Here is an 18,492-nt window from a genome sequence, read left to right as displayed (position 1 = left end):
CATCATGGCTAAAGAACAGGCTCGAATCGAGGCTCAAAACCGTAAGCAGGCATAAAATCTATTCGCCGGACGCTTACCGATAGACTATGCGAAGTTCGAAAAAAGCGCTTTCTTGAATTGCCGGCTGGATCGTGTTGAATTTCGGCAAGCTACAATATCAAATTCGATATTTACCGGGAAACTCGATGATATCGTCTTTGGACGAGACTACACGGAGAAGCCGACCCGCATTGATGCCGTGAGCTTCAGCGATGCGACATTAAATTATTGCGTATTTCCCAATGCACAGGTTTCACACATCGTGGCACCTGAAAACCACAAGAACTATGCAATCAAGCGGTTTAAGGAGTTCGTTGCTGAACTCGACCGCGCTATCCAGGCAGACTCAAATATTGGAGACGTGCCGTTGGCGCCGATTTTCACTGCCGAATATACGGCTGCATCCAATTTCGGAATTCTCAATGAAGACGATTTTCGAGAGTTGTTGAAGCCTAAAGGGCAGGCACTACTCGGCCAAATGTTAAATGATCCGATATGGCGAGAGTGAATTGGTAATCATTCATGCTGCGGAGACTTCTGATGACGAGGAATACATTCGCGCGGTTCTCGGCGCATTTACTGATATTATGAGATCCGCCCCTCGTTGGACATCGATTGTCCTAATGCGGGTGCTGAATAGTCGCTCAGCGCAGTTGGAAATGGTCAGGCAGCTACGAAACGCTCCAGCTTCGACCAAGGCATCCGTTAGCGAAATGTGCGAGCGCATCAATGCCGTTAGCCCTGAGTTTCTCGGCAAAACCATACCCCTAACCTTGGCTTCGAGATAGCGAGCGATACTTGAACGGCTTTGACTAAGAGGCATCCGCCCAACTTTTGCCTGTTCAGAATTCCCGTGGAGCGTTTGAGACTGCGCTGGCAGGGATGATATCGTTGTTCTGCCGGTTGATCAGGGCGCGGAATTCCACTTCCGGGATGGGCGGGCTGAAGTAATTGCCTTGGCTCAGCGAGCAACCGGCCTTGGTGATCATATCGAGTTGGGTCGGCGTCTCGACGCCCTCCGCAATGGTTAGCATATTGAGATTGCGCGCGAGCGAGGCGATGGACAGGACGATGGCAATGCTGTCGGGCCGGCTCTCCAGGTCGCGCACGAAGCTGCGGTCGATCTTGAGCTTGTCGAAAGGGAAGCGCTGCAGATAGCTCAGCGACGAATAGCCGGTGCCGAAATCGTCGAGCGCGATGGTCAAGCCCAGCGAACGCAGCCGGTTCAGCACCGCGAGATTGGCGGCATTATCCTGCAGGAATACCGTCTCTGTGATTTCCAACTCCAGCCGCCGCGCGTCGAATTTAGTGAGCGCCAGCACTCCCTTGACCATATCGACCAGGTCCGCCTGACGGAACTGAACGGGAGAGAGATTGACAGAAACGCGTATGTCCCCGGGCCAGTTAAGGGCATCGCGGCAGGCCTGCTGCAATACCCATTCGCCGAGTATGTCGATAAAGCCGGTTTCCTCGGCCAGCGGGATGAATTCGGCCGGCTGGATCAGCCCGCGTTCGGGATGCCGCCAGCGCACCAGCGCCTCGCTGGCCACGATCTCGCGGGTCTTGAGCGAAATCTGAGGCTGGTAATAGACCTCGAATTGCCCAAGACCGATGCCGTGGCGCATATCCGCTTCCAGATTGCGCCGGTTCTGAAGCTGTTGCTCCATCAAGGGGGAGAAGACGCGGTAAACCGCCTTGCCGTCGGCCTTGGCCTGGTAGAGCGCCAGGTCGGCGTTCTTCATCAGCCGGTCGGTATCGCCGCCATCGCGCGGCGCCACCGCGATGCCGATACTGGTGCTGACAACGATTTCGTTGCCATCGATCCGGTAAGGCTGGCTGATATTGGCAATGAGGCGCTCCGACAGGTCGAGGGCGCTTTCGAGCGCAGAATCCACGCATTTGTGCAACACGGCGAATTCATCGCCGCCCAGCCGCGCCACGATGTCATCCCGGGCGACGATCTTGCGCAGCCGACCGGCAACCTTGCGCAGCAGCGCGTCGCCGACCGGGTGGCCAAGCGTGTCGTTGACTTCCTTGAAGCGGTCGAGATCGAGATAAAGTATGGCGAAGAGCTGGCCGCCGGCCGCCAATGCACGCAGGGCTTGGCTGATGCTCTCCCAGAATAGCAGCCGATTGGGCATGTCGGTCAGCGCATCATGGTGGGCCATATGCACCACGCGATCCTGCACGCGGTGACGCTCGGTGACATCCTCGAACGTGCAGACCCAGCCGCCTTCGCCCATCGGTTCGTGCGATACCTCCAGCACCATGTCGTTGGCCAGACGATGGACATTGTCGCTCAGCACTGCGATGTCATTCCGGTCATCGGGGCCGCTTCCGGCAGGGCCATGCTCCATGCCGGGGGATAGGGCGGGGGGCAGCAATTCGGGTGCGACGAGATCAGCCAGCGGGGTACCCGGCGTGCACTGCGATTCCTCGAGTCTGAATAGGCTCAGGAAACGCGAGTTGTGAACGATGACGCGGTATTGGTCGTCGAGCAGGCACAGGCCGAGCGACATCGCCTCTATCGCCGCATCAAACCGGTCGTTCTGCACCGCAAGGGTCCGTTCCTTGGCCTGCAGGATCGCCCGGGCGCGGCCCAAAAGTCCATTGTGAATGAGCAGTAGCAGGATCAGCAAACACCCGCCGACGATCATGCCGACGGTAACCCAGGTCAAAGCCCATTGCAGGCGAAGGAGACCACGCCGGTCGTCTGCGTTACGCGCCGAGTACCACATGTTGCCGTTGCCGGAAAGCCGCGTCAGCTTGGGATAGATGGGCTCCAGGATTGTGAGTATGCGCGCTGGCGTACCGGGCACGGAAAGCTGGTCGAGCAGCGGCCGGGTCTGCTTGAGCGCGGCTTCGAAGTCGTCGAGGATCTGGCCGTTGTGCGGATCGGATTGAACGAAGTTCTCGACCCCGTTGGACCGAAGGGTCTTGAGACGATTGACGACGATATCGAAGCGCATCCTGACCTCGTTCGCATCGACGTGGCCATCGTTCATGCCGGCGGCGCTGACACGCTGCTCCAGCCTGGCAAACTCACTCGGAGCTTGGGCTATCGTCCAAGTGATATTCCCCAAGCCCACGTCTTCCAGCGCCGTCTGGCGTTGAAAGACCAGGGCGGAAATATAGATTGCCGAGGCGACGAAACCCAGGATCACGATTGTCAGCGCTGTGCGGAGGAAGCGCATGCGATCCAATGCAACTATTTGACGGAGATTGCCTTGACCTGCCAGACGGCGCGGCCATGGTAGGGCTGGCCCTGCAGGACAGGATTGCTGTCGAATGGATACATCACGAAGAATGGCCCCTGATCATCAATCGGCATGTATTTGCCATTGCGCTTGACTGCGAGAATCGTGCCGAATTTGGCAAAATCGCTCGTCGGGATATCCACGCTATAATCATTGAGGGCGATGACCGTGGCCGTCGCTCCTTGCGCCTTCGCCTTTTCGAGCAGCAGCGCCATCGGCACGCCTTCGAAATTGACGACACCGGCATTCCAGGGCGTCGAGGTCTTGACCGATACCAGGCCCATAGCCTCCAGCTGATTGCGAGAGAACGTCACCGAGCCTGACGAGCTGATAACAGTCACCGATGGCACGTCCTGCGCCAGGGCGGGTGTGACGAATGCAGCGAGAACTGCAAGAACTATGGAGGCGAAAAGACGCATTGGGTCCGGTGCCTTGGAAATTATGAGTGATTTATCATATAGTATTAAACCTGCGCAGTCAGCTATTAAATACAGGTTAAGGCCGGCAATGCAAATGGTAAGACACTTAACAACTCATGATCGGGAGATCCAATTCGCTCAGCCTGTCTCGATTCATCTGAAAGCGGGTAAACCTGCCCGGCGAGCTACCGCTGGGTGAACTGGCCCGCTCAAGATCAAACCGGCTTTCGCGCAGTCCCATTCTCCATCCATTTTGCCTTTTACATATGCTACATATGTGTTTGTACATCGCCGCCCCTTGGTTCAGGCGTTCCCACGAACTTTTCCAAACATATTCCCCATTGTACGCAGGATGATCACGGCCGAAGCGGCGGCGGCGTCGATGTCGTCTGGATTGTCGAGAACCTTCTTGATATGCGTTCGATAGCTTCGGGCAGGGCGACGCCTTCATCCGTTTTCGGTCGCTGACCAGGCCTTTGATCGGGCTCGATGACGCTGTCCGCGCTCAAAACGCTGCATCGGTAATCAGCACATTGATATGACCGCCGCGCAAGACGGCAGAGCGAGAAGAAGATGCAATCATCCAAAATCACCATTCTGTCGTGCAGCCTAGATCCGCAAAGCCGGAGCCGTCGGATAGCTCGCGAGGCAGAGAGGCTGTTGCAGGAGAGACGGTCCGAGGTCGAGTTTATCGATCTCCAGGACCTGGAGTTGCCCGCATTCGACAATCTGAATTGCTACGAGCATCCCTCATATGACAGGCTATATCACGCAATTCGCCGTGCTGATGGTGTGCTGCTTGCCGTACCCATTTACAATTGGTCTGTCGGCGGTGCCGCCAAGAGCCTGATCGAACTCACCGGAGCGACAGGTACGGGCGGCCGAAAATCCGCCTGGTTCGATCAGATCGTCACCTTCATCTGCTCCGGCGGGCTTCCGCATAGCTATATGGCATATGGAAGCCTCGCCATGTCGCTGATGCTTGATTTCAAGTGCGTGATAAATCCCTATGTCGTATATGCCACGGAGCGCGATTGGATCGATGGCGGCGCCCTTTCCGATACTGTTACCGCAAGGCTGCGAAAAACGATCGAGGTCAAACTGGAACTCTCATCGAATTTAAGTTCCAGAACATATACATCTGATTGGGAAATTTGATCTCGGATATTGTCCCGATTGCATTCAAAACCCGCGATGTTAAAGCTGTCTCATATTATGACTTTGCGTCGACGGCGGAGGCACTGCGGTTGACCCTCGGCAACGGGATTGGGGATCGGGGATGACCACAAATGCGAGGACGCGGCAAAGGTTAGCGCAAAGGGTTATCGACCAGCTGCGTTTGCAGATCGAAACCGGCAAGCTTCGGGCGGGCGATCAGCTTCCGACCGAACCACAGCTTGAAGCCGAATTCGATGTCAGCCGAACCGTCGTGCGCGAGGCGATCGCCGATCTGCGCGCCGCCGGTCTGGTCCAGCCGATTCAGGGCAAGGGCGTCTTCGTTTCCGAGGCGACGGCTCGATCCGGCCTCCTGCTGACACCTGTCGAGATCAAAAGTCTCCCCGAAACCCTGGAACTGCTGGAATTTCGGATGGCGGCGGAAGGAGAGGCGGCGGCAATCGCTGCCTACCGCAGGACGGCCGAGCAGGAAGCGGCAATCACGGCCGCCAACCGCAAAATGGCACTGTTGATAGAGCAGGGGATGTCGACAATCGAAGCGGATTACGAATTCCACTTGGCCATTGCAGTCGCCACCAACAATCGTTTCTATGTCGACGTGCTCCAGCATTTCGGCTCACGTACCATTCCGCGCGGGCAGTTTCCGACATTGCCGGAAGCCAACGATCGCGCCTATCTGCAAAAGGTTCATGCCGAACACGCGGAAATACTTGCCGCGATTGCCGATCAGGATCCCGAGCGCGCACGGCAGGCGATGCGTGCCCACCTGATGGCAAGCCAGCGCCGTTACCGTCTGCTGGCCGAACTGCAGCCGCAATGATGGCCGCTATCGGCGTTCCGCCCCATTTGGGCGAGGAGGTTTTCCCCGATACTGCTCTCAGCCAGCCTCTGCCGTCATTCCAGCAATCAGCTCTTCGATTTCCGGGGCGGGAAGGGGCCTGGCGAACAGATAGCCCTGAAACAGCTCGCATCCGGCCCCTTCGAGAAAGTTGACCTGTCCCTCGGTCTCCACGCCTTCGGCGACGACTTCCAAAGCAAGCATCCTGCCAAGCGAGATGATGGCCGAGGTGATTGCCATATCGCCGGGCTTTTCCGGAATGTCGGCAATGAATGACCGGTCGATTTTCAGCCGAGACAGAGGAAAGCGCCGAAGAGTGCTCAGATTTGAATATCCCGTGCCGAAATCGTCGATTGCAAGGCTGACGCCCAGCTGCTTCAATTCATACATGCGTTCTATGGCGGCCTCGACGTCTTGCATGATCAGGCTTTCCGTCAATTCGAGTTCAAGCCACTCTGGATCGAGGCTCGCGGAGTGCAGCGCCGACGCGACCTGGTGCGTCAGGGAGCCTTCGAGAAACTGCCGGGCGGATACGTTTACCGCGATGCGCAGCGCCGGCAGGCCGCGCTCCTGCCATGTCCGGGCCTGCTTGCATGCCTTCCTCAGAACGATTTCGCCGATCGGTACGATGAGCCCCGTTTCCTCGGCCAGGGAGATGAAGACCCCGGGAGGCAAGAGGCCTTCGGTCGGATGCTGCCAACGCACGAGGGCTTCGACGCCGATCACCTTGCCGCTGGGAATATCCTTTTGCGGCTGGTAATGGAGCACGAATTCATCGCGCTCCACAGCGCGGCGCAGTTCCTCGATCCGGATCAGCTTGTTGCGGGCGTGCTCCGCCATTGCCTGCGTGAACATCTGGATGGCGTTGCGCCCGGATTCCTTGGCGCGGTAAAGCGCCATATCGGCATTCACGAACAGTTCAGAGACGGTACCGCCATGCGCGGTGGCGCAGGCGACACCCATGCTGCAAGTCGTACGGATCTCGACACCGCCAATGGTCAAAGGCTTGGATATGTCCGCAAGTATGGCCGTGAGCCGCTCGTATGCGGGTCCGGCAGCCTCTTCCAGCACGACGACGAACTCGTCGCCGCCGATCCGTGACACGATACCGCTGTTTCCGACATGGGCCGATATGCGCTGTGCAACGATGGTCAACAATTCGTCTCCAGCCGCATGCCCGAGATTGTCGTTCACCAACTTGAAATTATCGAGATCGGCAAAGGCGACGGTCACGGATTTTCGTTCTCGACCGGCCGCTTCCAGAAGGCGGCCAAGCTTGCGGTCGAGCTGCACGCGATTTGGCAGGCCCGTCAGCGCATCGTGCTCGGCAAGATAGGCGATCCGGGCAATATCCCGGTGGCGGTCGATGGCGATTCCGATCGTCTGTGCTATGCCGGCGAGGAATTCCATAGGCTCGGTCTTGGCGTCACCGGCTCTTGCCACAACCAGTGTTCCATGTCTGCCGCCATCGCGCGAGTTGATCGGAAATTCCCAAAACCCGCCGGCGATGGGCCAAGAGTCTTCGTCACTCAGAATAAAGCCGACCTGTCTCCCGTTGAGCAATCTCTGCAGCAAGGCCTGAGCTTCTTTGAGCAGTAAATCAAGGTCGATACCCCTTGCGACATCCTCCAGGAGTCTTGTCTGCGCGCTCATCAATTCTTCGGCGCGCTTGCGGGCGGAGATATCGCGGGAGGCGCCGACGACGCCCGTAATCCTGCCATCTCTATCCCGCAACGGCACGCGTGACATCGTAAGCCAGCCTTCGCCCTTCATACGCTGTTCTTCCACGCCGAGGTCAGCTTCGCCGGTTTCCATCACGCGTCGCTCGACTTCCTCGATCTTGCGGGCGTCGGCCATGGGATGGATTTCGGCGTCGGTGAGGCCGATCATTTCATCGACATGCGTAAAGCCGTTATTGAGGACGATCGCCCGGTTCGCAAACAGGAAACGGCTGTCTCGATCCTTGGCGTAGATGAAGTCCGGAATGTAGTTGATCATCGCCTCGAGCCGCTCGTAACGCTCCGCGAGGGACCGGTATTGAGTCCGCAGCAATTCAAGCGCATCCCCACGCTTCCGTCTATCGGCCTCCTGACCCTTGCGCGCTGACTTTGATGATCTATCCGACCGTTGTGTCATCCCATGCTCTCTCACTTGGCAAGCGGACAATATCGTCAGGCAATTATGTAATCGTGAAAGCATGAGAAAATTCCGGCGGCCGGAGGCCAAGGAGCGGGATTGTTACCCGGCTGGCGGCTGTGGTGGCCATATCTGCCCATATTGCGTTCTCGTATGACGTAATGTGTGAATATCTGCCCAGTTTCAGGAGAGGGGCTGTTCCCGCCTTTAGGAAAGGCGAGAGCGGCAGGCGCCTTGCGTACTCAAGACAAAACAAGCTAAAGCCCGGATGATGGAAACGCGGGATTTGCAAGGATAAATCAGCATGGGTATTCGCAGGATAGCGGCGAACGGCAATCTTGCACTTGCCGGCATGCTTTTGATGCTTCTAGGCGATTTCCTGTTCTCAATGAACGATGCCATGGGCAAGTGGCTGGTCGCGAGCTTCTCCGTCGGCCAAGTTCTGGTCATCCGCTCTTTTGGTTCTTTCCTTATTCTCACACCTATGATCATGCGGCAGGGGAGCGGTGCGCTTTTTCGCGTGGAGCGACCGTCGCTGCAGCTCATGCGGGTGGTCATGACCACCGCCGATGTCGCGCTCTTTTATGCCGCCGTTGCCTATCTGCCGCTTGCCGATGTCATGACCTTCTACATGGCGGGTCCCATCTATGTTGCGGCGATCTCGCATTTCTTCCTCGGCGAGAGGATCGGCTGGCGCCGCTGGCTGGCCGTTTTCGTCGGCTTTGTCGGCGTATTGATCGCGCTCAGGCCTTCGGCGGCGATGTTCTCCTGGCCATCGCTTTTCGGTCTTGTCGGCAGCCTTGCATTTGCATTGACGCTGGTGCTGGGGCGGCGTCTTCGGCAGACGAGCGATGCGACGCTCGTCGCGTGGCAGACGGTCGGCGCCCTTGTCGTCGGCTTCGTCCTCAGCATCGGTAACTGGCGCTCCGCGTCTGCGCTGGATCTGGGCGCCATGCTTGCGCTTGGCGTCGTCGCCGGCAGTGCGCATATGCTGATCACCCGATCCCTGAAGCTGGCACCGGCATCGCTGCTGGCTCCGCTGCAATACAGCCTGCTTATCTGGGCAATCGTTCTCGGCTTCATATTCTTCGGCGATATTCCGGACGCCCAGATCATCATAGGATCGGTGATCATCGTGCTGGCGGGTCTTTTCATCTTCCATCGGAAAAACCTGATCGAGACGATCCCGAAAGATGCCGTCGCACGCGACGGACATTGAGGCAGGTTTTGGCATGACCCATCCAAATCGATGGAATGTCCGATGTGTCCAGCAATGCCAGATCAGTGGCGACGTCCGGACATCAAGTCCGATCGTTCCCTGCGGGCGGAAACCTATTACATTCTGAACAACATCAGTGAATGGCGCAGGGCGGTCGCATGCCTCTTTCTGTAAAGGCCGTTATCTGCGAGGCTATTTTGGAACTGAAATTGTATAAATTATCGATTTATTGGGAACGATAAATGGAGATATAAATATCTCCCATAATTATACTCATTAATTGATAATGGACGCCCGAGATAATTCTATGATAATGTATCGATAATATTTGGAGGGTGGGATGTTGTATATACGTCACGCCGCGACCGTTGCGCTGAGCATCATGCTGTTCGCGCCACTGCCTTCGAACGCCGCGGAGACGGTTGGCCAGGCGGTGCTGATTAGAACCGAAGTTAGGGGCGCGGGCGGCCCGATGGCGGTCGATGATCCCGTCCATCGGGACGAGCAAATTCGTACCTCCCTTTCGGGCCTTGGACAGTTCACATTTCGGGACGGCACGAAACTGGCAGTCGGAGCCGGCTCGTCCGTGACCATCGACAAATTCCTCTTCGATGACTCAGGCTCGGTCAAAAAGCTCACCATAAATGCAGCGAAGGGTACTTTTCGCTGGATGAGCGGAAATTCGGATCATTCGGCCTACCAGATCGTGACGCCGGCCGGAACGATCGGCGTGCGCGGAACCGCGTTCGATTTTTACGTCGGCGCCAACGGCATGACGGCGGTCGTTCTGTTGAATGGCGATGCTCAATTTTGCGGCGCGGGCGGCTGCAGGCAATTGAAGGCGCAGTGCGATTGCGTGATTGCCAAACGCAATGGCGAGATCAGCGATCCGCGCCGGGTCAATCGCGATATTCTCAAGAAACTCGGCAACCAACGCGCCCTGCCATTTCTGTCCGGAGATCAACAGCTTTCGGGACGAATGGGCTTTGTCGGCGGTGGTGGATGCGGTCTGTCGACGGCGACGAAAGATCCGCCAAAAGGGATATCTCCCCGCAACGCTCCGGCAAATAATGCTCCCGCACAGCCCAACACGCCAAGCACACCGAGCACACATACGGCGCCGGAAGCACCACACACCCAGGCGGCTACACCGAGTACGCCTGCAACGCCCGGCACGCCGAAAGATCATGATCATCATCACGACAAGAGCGATCATGACGACCAGGACCATGACAGCCAAGGCCACGATGGCGACAATGGCGATCAGGGCAGGGGGCATCAAAATCGTTAGCACGAGGGGAGCGGCGTACGACAGTTGCAAAATCGACTAGATATCGGCCGCCTTGTCTCCTTGCTCGTCGACAAAATGTCCGGCCCGGCGCGAAATTTGGCTGTAGAACCCCTGCAACAGCCCTACCGCAGCGATCTGGGCTTTAAGCCTTGTCGCGCCGATAAGCTTGCGGCTGCTCGTTGACCGTGTCCTGAGGGCAGCGACAAGCTGACTGTGCATGGCCTGAAGTTCGACAAAATCAGCAGACTTTGCCAGGTGGCTATCGCCGATTACGGCAAAGAGCTTGGTGCGCGTGCTTTTACCCTTCAGTGTCAGCGCTCCCGCCTCGAGCAGAGCGCAATCGGGCAGCAGGCCCGCTGTCTGTTCGGATACGAGAACGTCGAAATTGACGTCCTTGCAGGCGGATTCGATGCGTGCGGCAATGTTCACGGCATCGCCGACCGCCGTATAATTGAAGCGGGTCTCCGCTCCCATATTGCCGACGCATGCGAGCCCCGTGTGAATGCCGATCCCTATCGCGACTTGCCGGCTTCCGAAACCGAACGCATCGCTGCTATTGAGGCGGGCGAGCGTTTCCCGCATGCCCAGAGCCGCGCGCACGGCCTTGCCGGCATGGTCGGAGACATCGACGGGAGCATTCCAGAAGGCCATGATCGAGTCGCCAATGAACTTGTCGAGTGTGCCGTCGTTGGCGATGACATGGTGGCTCAGCGCATCGAGCAGCGTGTTTAAAAATGCGACGACGGCGCTTGGGGTTATCTCCTCGCTGATCTGGGTGAAGTTTCGCACATCGACGAACATCACGGTCAGCTCGCGCTCGTCTCCGCCAAGGCGCAGGGCATCGCGCGTGTGCTCGATGCGATGCAGCAGCGATGGTGATAGATAGTGGCCGAAAGCCCGCCGCACATCGCGCCGCTCCCGATCGGTCACCAGAAAACGGAATGCCGTCGCGGCGAAATGCGTGATCGATCCGGAGACGATCGGTGCCATCGGATCAAAAAGAAGCCCTCCATACAAAAAGGCAATCCAGGAGGCCACAAGGGCAAAAAAGGTAATCAGCAGGCCACAGGCAAGGGCGACGGCGGGATTGACGAAGGTGGTGACGATCACAAGAAGGCTGCCCAACACGGCGATGGACAGGATTTCAAACCCGTCTGCCCAATCCGGTCGCGAAAGGAAGCGCCCCGAAAGGATCTGCTCGACGATCTGCGCATGGATGGAGACACCCGGTACGTTTTCGCCAAGGGCCGTCGTGCGGACATCCTGAAGGCCGGAAGCAGAAGTTCCGATGAAGACGATACTGCCTTCGATGGCGGCTGCGATATCGGCTGAAGCGGCTCCGGCTGTGAGTATTTTGCTTGCCGAAATATACCGTTTCGCAGTGTCAGGGCTGACATAGAGCCAGAGCTCTCCCGATGCCGTGACCGGCACCACGAAATTCCCGATCTTGACCCGGGTCAGCGTATTGGCCGTATCGGGCGCCGCATCGAGTATGTAGGTGGAAGCCCCTTGCGCAACGCGCAGCGCTTCGAGTGCGAGGCCGGGGTAAAGCTGTTTGCCGTCGCTGAGAAAAAGCGGAACCGCGCGCACCACGGCCGATGACGTCCCGGGATTAAGGCTGATATGGCCAAGCCCGGCGGCATTGGCTTGCAATTGCGGCTGCAGCGGTGTCGCGGCCCTGATTGCGGGTGGCGCACCGAAGGGACTTTCGCCGGTATAGGCAAAACCTGCCTTGACCGGGGGCAGATAGTTTCCCTCGTTGGAGAGGCCGAAGCCCAGTACCACCGGCTTGCCCGCGATCGATTGGGACAAAATCTCATCATTATCCGGCAGCTTGCCGAGCAGCGAGGGGTCGACGCCGGTGACGTCGCGAACGACATTGCGCGGCGACAGACGGTCGGGTTCGGCAAAAAGAACATCGAAGGCGATAGCGGCCGCGCCCATATCGGAAAGCCTGTCCACAAGGGCGGCAATCCGGTTTCTCGGCCAAGGCCATTGACCGAATTCGCGCAGCGACGCTTCGTCTATGTCGACGACCCGTACGGGCTGGTTCTCAAAGCTCCGAGGCACCAGGCGCTGATACTGGTCGAATGTCAAATCACGGGCGAGCCTCAGCAACTGAGGATCGCTTACCCGCAAGACCGCCAGCGCTGTGACGATGGCCAGACCTATAACGACACCAATTTGCTGCGCGCGCGTCACCATTACGGTGTCCGTCCCTTTGCCCCGCGTCACACGGCATGAAGTGAATTCAGAGGAATACGAGATCTATCGATCGGCTGCCGTGCCAGGGAAGAACATGCTGCCTTGTTCCTGGGAACGATGCAATAATCAAGCATCGGAGAGATGCCTTGCTCCCAACGATGGCTTTGACCAGAGCGTCGAGAGGCGAGACTGTCGCATCTAACTGGCCCAACTGTCACATTCCTGAACGTCGCCACATAATGTTGGATTCAAGATCACTGAATTCATTGCGGAAGTCGGCCAGTCCAAACGCCTGTTCTTGGATCGTGGAAGGCATAATTTGGATCGAGTGACAGCTGTCACCCATAATATTGGACTGGATTTCGGGGGTAGAATCGTCACTGTCACAGCGCTTCGTATAATGAGGCAATGTTCCTCAAGCTACGTCAATGACCTTGAAAACGTATCGCGCTGAGCGCGAAGATGTCTGGCCGCGACGAGGCTGATCGCAACGTCGAAATTGTTGCGCCTACGATCACGTAAGGCACCCTGTTACGACAGCAACTGAGGATAGCTACCAATGGATCTGCGGGACTTTCTCGCCCCGAACATGCGCAACCGTTTCACGACAGGCTACCCTGTACAGGTACGAGTGCATGAGAATCCGAGCGCGGAATTTTTGCCCGTCGTCGAGGGGGCGTAGCGCGGGAAATGTTGGTCAACCCTGTCTCGGGCAGAATTGAAGGCTAGAAAGCGATTTCCAAATTCTCCGACGACCGCGCGTTGATCGCGACGTCATCGAAGTCACAATGAAGTGGGATCCTATCTGAGCAAATGACGGTTAGGATTACAGGGAGGGACGTTTCGTCAAATCCCAAGTCTTTGACGAAACCCGACATGGAAGAGATGAAGATCCATTGAACGTCTTTTGAGCCTCAGCCAGCCTGTTGAAAGAATTTTGCGTCTCCTGAAGGCTTTTTGAGGGGCAACCGGCTTCCTGAAGAATTTTTAGAGTGCGTTCGTTTGAGTATTTTTTGAGAAGATGGGCAATTATTGAACGTTTTTTTAATCCGCTGAACGTTTTTTGAGGCTTGCATCGAAACCTGAAAGGATTTTAAGGTTGCTGAACATTTTTTGAGGATCTGTGATGGCGGATGTGCCTGTTGGACAGCTCTGGCTGATCGAGAACTTGCAATTGCGGGTACCTTTACCAGCGGTGACCTCATATTGCGGACCGGGGGTGAGGCGGACAACCACGGGAAACGGTCGAACCATCGAGAAGTATAGTACGCCATATGCTCCCGAAGAGACAATTGCAGGGCATCTGAAATTCGCCTTGAAAAACGAGCCCGTGGATACCGCCGTGATGGCTGCTGCCATGAAGACGATAGATCCCCTTGTGATCGAGGAGATGGTTGGTGCCGAACCCAACGGGGCGTTTTCTCGCCGCGCGTGGTTCTTGTACGAGTTCCTCACGGGCGAAACACTAGACCTCCCAGATGCTCCGGTGGTGCAGTACACCAAAGCTCTCGATCCTGACTTGAATATCGGTTCGGCCGGAATCAACTCGCCGCGCCATCGTGTGACAAACAACATGCTTGGCGTACCGGGATTCTGCGTCACCGTTCGTAAGACCCCATCGATCAGCGCGTTTCAAGCGGAAGGCATCGATGAGCAGGCGCGGGAGTTGGTTCAGGACTGTGACCCTACCGTCCTGGCCCGTGCGGTGAACTACCTCTATACGAAGGAAACGAAGTCCTCCTTCGAGATCGAACGCGAACGTGCGACGGGACAGAAGGCGGAGCGTTTCGTGAACGCGTTGCGTCAGACAGCATCCTTCAATCCGACGAGCGACAAGGATCTTATCCAGCTTCAAAATCAGATCGTCGATCCGCGATATGCTGCGAAGGAGTTTCGTGACTTCCAGAATTTTGTCGGAGAGACCATCGGCTACCGCGAGAAGGTTCACTTCATTTGCCCGCGGCCTCAGGATCTTACGTCTCTGATGAAGGACTGGGCATCGATGTCGGAGCGGCTGCAGGGTGGTGATGACGCTGTCGCGGCAGCGGCGGTCATCGCCTTCTCCTTTGTCTTCCTGCATCCGTTCGAAGACGGCAACGGGCGCATTCACCGTTTCCTGATCCATCATGTCTTGTCCAGGGAAGGTTTCACTCCGCACGACATCCTGTTCCCGATCTCAGCTGCGATTGTCCGCGATCAGAAATCATACGATGAGGCGTTGGAGTCGTTTTCCAGGCCAACAATGGAACTGATCGAATGGGAAATGAACAACGCACAGCAGGTTGTCGTAACGAATGACACCTCAGACCTCTATCGGTACTTCGATGCGACGGAGCTCGTCGAGTATCTGTATGCGAAGATTTCCGAGACCATTCGGATCGACTTTAAGGATGAGCTGGATTTCATGGCAGTCTACGACACTGCCTATAAGGCCGTGAGGGACGTCATCGACATGCCGGATCGACGGGCATCGATGTTCGTCAATTTCTACATGCAGAACAATGGTTCGATCTCGAAGCGAAGGCGGGCTTTGTTCGATGAGCTTTCGGACGATGACATCAAGGATCTCGAAGACGCGATACGCTATGCACTCAACCCCGACCCGTCTGATGACGACGTCGAGGACGCCGGGGTGCGCTCGCCAAAGGGTGTTGGAAAAGGTCCTTGATGTCCTTCCGGGTGTTCTGTATTTGTTTCACCACATGATCACCTTCGCGCGCACCTCGCTCCGAATACGCTGTCGCACTTCAAACTTGAACCCACCCCGCTACACAATGTCAAAGCTGATTAGGGCTCCGACCGTGCCAGCCTGTTAGAAACGCGACGCTGGCTCTCCGGATCAGCCCCCGATCCGACCGGCTGGGCCGGGTTCAAAGGGCGGAGCGGGGGCGGGCGATGACGCTCCTCTTCGGCTTTCTCAGTAGCAATTGTTCCGTCGCTGGTTGATACTTGGCTGCATCTGCATGGGGCGGGGTAGGGATCACGATGCTTCCGGAAATCAAACTGCAAGGTGACGTCCATGTGGCCGCGCTGTCGCCACTTCTTCGCAGTATGCTTCTTTCGGTTGCCTATGCTGACCGTGAGGGTGGCATAGGATTGACGGCGACCGGCGCCATGAACCGCAAATTCGTGCATTGGGCCGCTGTGCACTTCCTCTGGCCCGACTTCACAGCCGAGGACCTCTACAGCATGAACAAAGTGCTGAACGAAAGCGACATGCCGCCGCTCTGGGTCGTGCGCGACATGACCCGCCATCTGAAGCTTCTTCGCCGGAAAAAGGATGTGCTTCTGCCAACCAGACGTGGCCGCGAGTTCCTGATGAACCCGCAGGCCTTCTTCGATCTGGTCGCCACGGATTATCTCTATTCGTACGTCCACGCCACCGAGCGCAAAGAAGAGGTCCAAGCTCGGTTACGTTGGTGGCGCATGTTCCTCAATCTTCTCAATATCAAAGCCAGAGAAGGGTGCACGCCAATGGACATTGTGAAGATCCTCTATCCAGACCTGCCGCCTCTGTCGGACACCGAAATTACCATAGAAGCCTGGGAGTTGAAATCCGAGCTTCAGTATGGCGTCTTCCGACGCTTATGCTGGCTCGGCTTGCTCCATGAGGCACGAGAGGGGCTCACGCTTCTCCAGGATGGATCCTTCCACAAGACGCCACTTTGGGCAGCTTGCCTGCAGTTGGAATCGGACACGCAGAGCGACATCGGCGTGTATTGACGATCTTTATTCCGCCGCTGGCTGCCTCAATAGTGCTTTCTCTCGCCGTGCAATCACCGCCGGATCGTTCATGTAATCTGTCCTCGGCTTGCGGCCCCGCTTCTGGTAGCCGTTGGCTGTGCAGCCGTCGGGAATGCCAAACATATGATCCGTCTGCCCGGTGCGTCTCGGCGACGATCGACGGCATGTCGTCCAGCCGCTGTTCTCAACGACCGCCGAGCGATGCACCGATCGCAGCTTGTCGAAGGTTCTGTACGGCAGGGTATAACTCTCATGCATGATCTCGAGGCGACCGTCCGGATAATCACAGACGACGACCTTCTGGCCGGCTAAGGGTCTGGAAATCTCGGTCGGATCGAATGAATAGCACCTTGTCGTAGCGCAGCGTCAGGTCCTGTGACAGCGTGCGGATTTCCTTGCGGCACATGGCCCCATCACTTCGACTGAGCCCGAACAGTTCGGCAGCCTGGACCTTGCCGCCAATGTTGGCTTCGACCAGCATCCCAAGAGGCGACGACTGTCGCATCTCTAACTGGCCTATGTGTCGCATCTCTAAAATGCCGCTACACATAAATATCAGATAATCTATCTTATGGAACTAACAGGCGGTTTCGTCGGTGTTGCTTTTTCACGTAACTGCGAGTAGCACGAGTTACCTCAGATGACGAAAATATGCGTCACGGACAATTTCGGCCGCTCTGTCAATTTCGAAGCGCGGCATGTCGGGGCGTAGCAACGTATCCATGTCGTGACGAAAAGCTTTGTTGCGAAGCCGCCTGTCCAGGTTCTCATTTGCTTCTTCGACGCTGAAGCGAGTCCCTTCCTTCTCCAAATACCAGGTGAACGCTTCCATCGTTCGCGCACCGTCGATTTTATAAGGGGTGGAGCCAGCAACGCTCAGTTCCCAAGCATGGACCAGATCAAAGAGATCACGTCCTTGTTCACGCTGCATCAGGGCTCTTGTCTTGGTGCCGAGCATCTCGTCGATATCGTAGGAGCGTGCCGTCGCACGTACGAGGTCTCCGTCCTCATCGAGGCTATCCAATTCCACGTTTACAAGCGGATACAGAGAAGCGCTCTCGTTGAGATTGACTTCGACCTTAATGATTTCCTCACGGCTTAATCCCAGTGGAGTGAATTTGTAAACCGTGCGGAGGATTTTCGAGGGGCGCATGACATTTCGGATGGCCAACCAAGCATCGGCAATCAAGGAGCGGCCACGCCTCGCGCTAGGCGGAGGTCTTGTTCGACCTGACTGCGTTTTGGCCACGGTGCATGGATTTGCCAAGCCGTCAAATCGGATTGTCTTATCATGTGTTGGCATTCCTCAAATCGGCGAAAATCTGTACTTTAAATCTTTCGTCTATGGAAACCGACGCTGACGGATTATCGCCGGGCTTTCTCGTTCCACTCAATGGAACAAGCTGCAAAGTTCGACCGGTTAGCCAACTCTCGACCAATGGCGACAAGCTGTCCTGCCCCTCGATTTGCATTAAAGCTCCGAGACGCTGGGTAAGGGACACGTTCTGCACGGCGTCGAGGGTCTCGATGATTGCGTCTTGTGAGCAATGCATCCACAGGCCACGCAATACCTCCAACACTCGGGGAATGCCGCCGAGCATGCCCTCGTGCTGTATGATATCGAGGATGGTCAATTCTGGCGTACTGATCTTGAAGCGACCGTCAGGTGTCTCGTGCCACCGGGTCGGCATGTCGGTCAATCGCGCTCGCGTCCGGAACTCGATATGATGACGACCCACTGTGATTGCCCGACGTCGCTCAGGGACCATAACCTGAGTCAACATGACCGCATAAGGGGATGCTCCGTAGATTTCAGCCGCGCTGAGCATGGCCACGTAATACGGTGTCATGATGGTCTTGCTCATATACTGATGCAGCCAGGACTCTAAAGGTGGCGCTCCCATTGCGGCGTTCTGCAAGGGGACGATCAGCCAATGTTCCGAGCCGCGAGAAATGCCCACTAAACGGCCATGCCGTTGTTGACGAATAATGGCCTTTCGTAGGCCCTCATCGCTAATACCAGGGAGAGCTGCTCGCAGGTCACTCGCACGTACGTTCAGCTTGCCAGAACGTTCAAAGTCATTGAGCACACTATTGAGATGATTAGCCATCGACTTTCGATATTTGTGAAAACATTCGCGGTATGTACCATAAAATGTCCCGTTACG

14 protein-coding genes and 1 pseudogene are annotated in these 18,492 nt (G+C 56.7%); 8 read left to right on the top strand and 7 right to left on the bottom strand.

Annotation, left to right across the window (positions count from 1 at the left end):
• The first annotated feature begins 112 nt into the window (after positions 1-112).
• Both Q4Q11_RS24625 and Q4Q11_RS24620 read left to right on the top strand, forming a co-directional pair.
• On the top strand, positions 113-547 hold the full coding sequence (locus Q4Q11_RS24625; protein ID WP_498571127.1) for a hypothetical protein: 435 nt from the start codon (positions 113-115) through the stop codon (positions 545-547).
• Positions 525-827 carry an Imm30 family immunity protein gene (locus tag Q4Q11_RS24620; protein ID WP_498571126.1) on the top strand — a complete coding sequence of 101 codons (303 nt, stop codon included), beginning with the start codon at positions 525-527 and terminating at the stop codon, positions 825-827. Before Q4Q11_RS24625 ends, Q4Q11_RS24620 begins: the two co-directional genes overlap by 23 nt.
• 54 nt (positions 828-881) lie before the next feature.
• Here Q4Q11_RS24620 and Q4Q11_RS24615 read toward each other — a convergent pair whose 3' ends face one another.
• Together Q4Q11_RS24615 and Q4Q11_RS24610 are read right to left on the bottom strand one after the other, a co-directional pair.
• The gene (locus Q4Q11_RS24615; RefSeq protein WP_112512126.1) at positions 882-3,233 is read right to left on the bottom strand and encodes an EAL domain-containing protein; all 2,352 of its coding nucleotides are present in this window, start codon (positions 3,231-3,233) and stop codon (positions 882-884) included.
• A 14-nt stretch (positions 3,234-3,247) separates the two neighbouring features.
• Positions 3,248-3,715 (bottom strand): molybdopterin-dependent oxidoreductase, encoded by a 468-nt coding sequence (locus Q4Q11_RS24610; protein WP_112512127.1) that lies wholly within the window; start codon positions 3,713-3,715, stop codon positions 3,248-3,250.
• A 573-nt stretch (positions 3,716-4,288) separates the two neighbouring features.
• On the opposite strand from Q4Q11_RS24610, the gene Q4Q11_RS24605 reads away from it, so the two are divergent.
• Complete coding sequence (locus tag Q4Q11_RS24605; RefSeq protein ID WP_498571125.1) at positions 4,289-4,873, top strand: NADPH-dependent FMN reductase; 585 nt, start codon at positions 4,289-4,291, stop codon at positions 4,871-4,873.
• A gap of 121 nt (positions 4,874-4,994) precedes the next feature.
• On the top strand, positions 4,995-5,711 hold the full coding sequence (locus Q4Q11_RS24600; protein WP_112512128.1) for a FadR/GntR family transcriptional regulator: 717 nt from the start codon (positions 4,995-4,997) through the stop codon (positions 5,709-5,711).
• Between the two features lie 57 nt (positions 5,712-5,768).
• On the opposite strand, the gene Q4Q11_RS24595 is transcribed toward Q4Q11_RS24600, so the two are convergent.
• Positions 5,769-7,781, bottom strand: coding sequence for a putative bifunctional diguanylate cyclase/phosphodiesterase (locus tag Q4Q11_RS24595; protein WP_498571124.1), 2,013 nt, complete (start codon positions 7,779-7,781; stop codon positions 5,769-5,771).
• A gap of 388 nt (positions 7,782-8,169) precedes the next feature.
• Here Q4Q11_RS24595 and Q4Q11_RS24590 point away from each other — a divergent pair, with 388 nt between their 5' ends.
• Positions 8,170-9,084 (top strand): DMT family transporter, encoded by a 915-nt coding sequence (locus Q4Q11_RS24590; protein WP_112512130.1) that lies wholly within the window; start codon positions 8,170-8,172, stop codon positions 9,082-9,084.
• A 340-nt stretch (positions 9,085-9,424) separates the two neighbouring features.
• On the top strand, positions 9,425-10,375 hold the full coding sequence (locus Q4Q11_RS24585; RefSeq protein ID WP_498571123.1) for a FecR family protein: 951 nt from the start codon (positions 9,425-9,427) through the stop codon (positions 10,373-10,375).
• A 36-nt stretch (positions 10,376-10,411) separates the two neighbouring features.
• Here Q4Q11_RS24585 and Q4Q11_RS24580 read toward each other — a convergent pair whose 3' ends face one another.
• On the bottom strand, positions 10,412-12,580 hold the full coding sequence (locus tag Q4Q11_RS24580) for a CHASE2 domain-containing protein (protein ID WP_498571122.1): 2,169 nt from the start codon (positions 12,578-12,580) through the stop codon (positions 10,412-10,414).
• 1,126 nt (positions 12,581-13,706) lie between these two features.
• On the opposite strand from Q4Q11_RS24580, the gene Q4Q11_RS24575 reads away from it, so the two are divergent.
• Positions 13,707-15,248, top strand: a complete 1,542-nt coding sequence (locus Q4Q11_RS24575; protein ID WP_498571121.1) for a Fic family protein — start codon at positions 13,707-13,709, stop codon at positions 15,246-15,248.
• A gap of 317 nt (positions 15,249-15,565) precedes the next feature.
• Entirely contained in the window at positions 15,566-16,303 is a 738-nt protein-coding gene (locus Q4Q11_RS24570; protein ID WP_498571128.1) for a hypothetical protein, read from the top strand.
• A 6-nt stretch (positions 16,304-16,309) separates the two neighbouring features.
• Here Q4Q11_RS24570 and Q4Q11_RS24565 read toward each other — a convergent pair.
• The 3 genes and pseudogenes from Q4Q11_RS24565 to Q4Q11_RS24555 all read right to left on the bottom strand — a co-directional run.
• Positions 16,310-16,739: pseudogene (locus tag Q4Q11_RS24565) on the bottom strand (ISNCY family transposase); the annotation flags it as partial.
• A gap of 216 nt (positions 16,740-16,955) precedes the next feature.
• A complete protein-coding gene (locus tag Q4Q11_RS24560) occupies positions 16,956-17,513 on the bottom strand; it encodes a nucleotidyl transferase AbiEii/AbiGii toxin family protein (protein WP_498571120.1) in 558 nt (185 codons plus the stop codon).
• Between the two features lie 100 nt (positions 17,514-17,613).
• The coding region (locus Q4Q11_RS24555; protein WP_498571119.1) for a type IV toxin-antitoxin system AbiEi family antitoxin domain-containing protein at positions 17,614-18,492 on the bottom strand (879 nt) is incomplete at its 5' end.

It is taken from the genome of Rhizobium sp. UFLA01-1127 (assembly GCF_059803845.1).
Note: the sequence above shows the minus strand (reverse complement) of the source record. Positions and strands in the feature narration are given on the sequence as shown.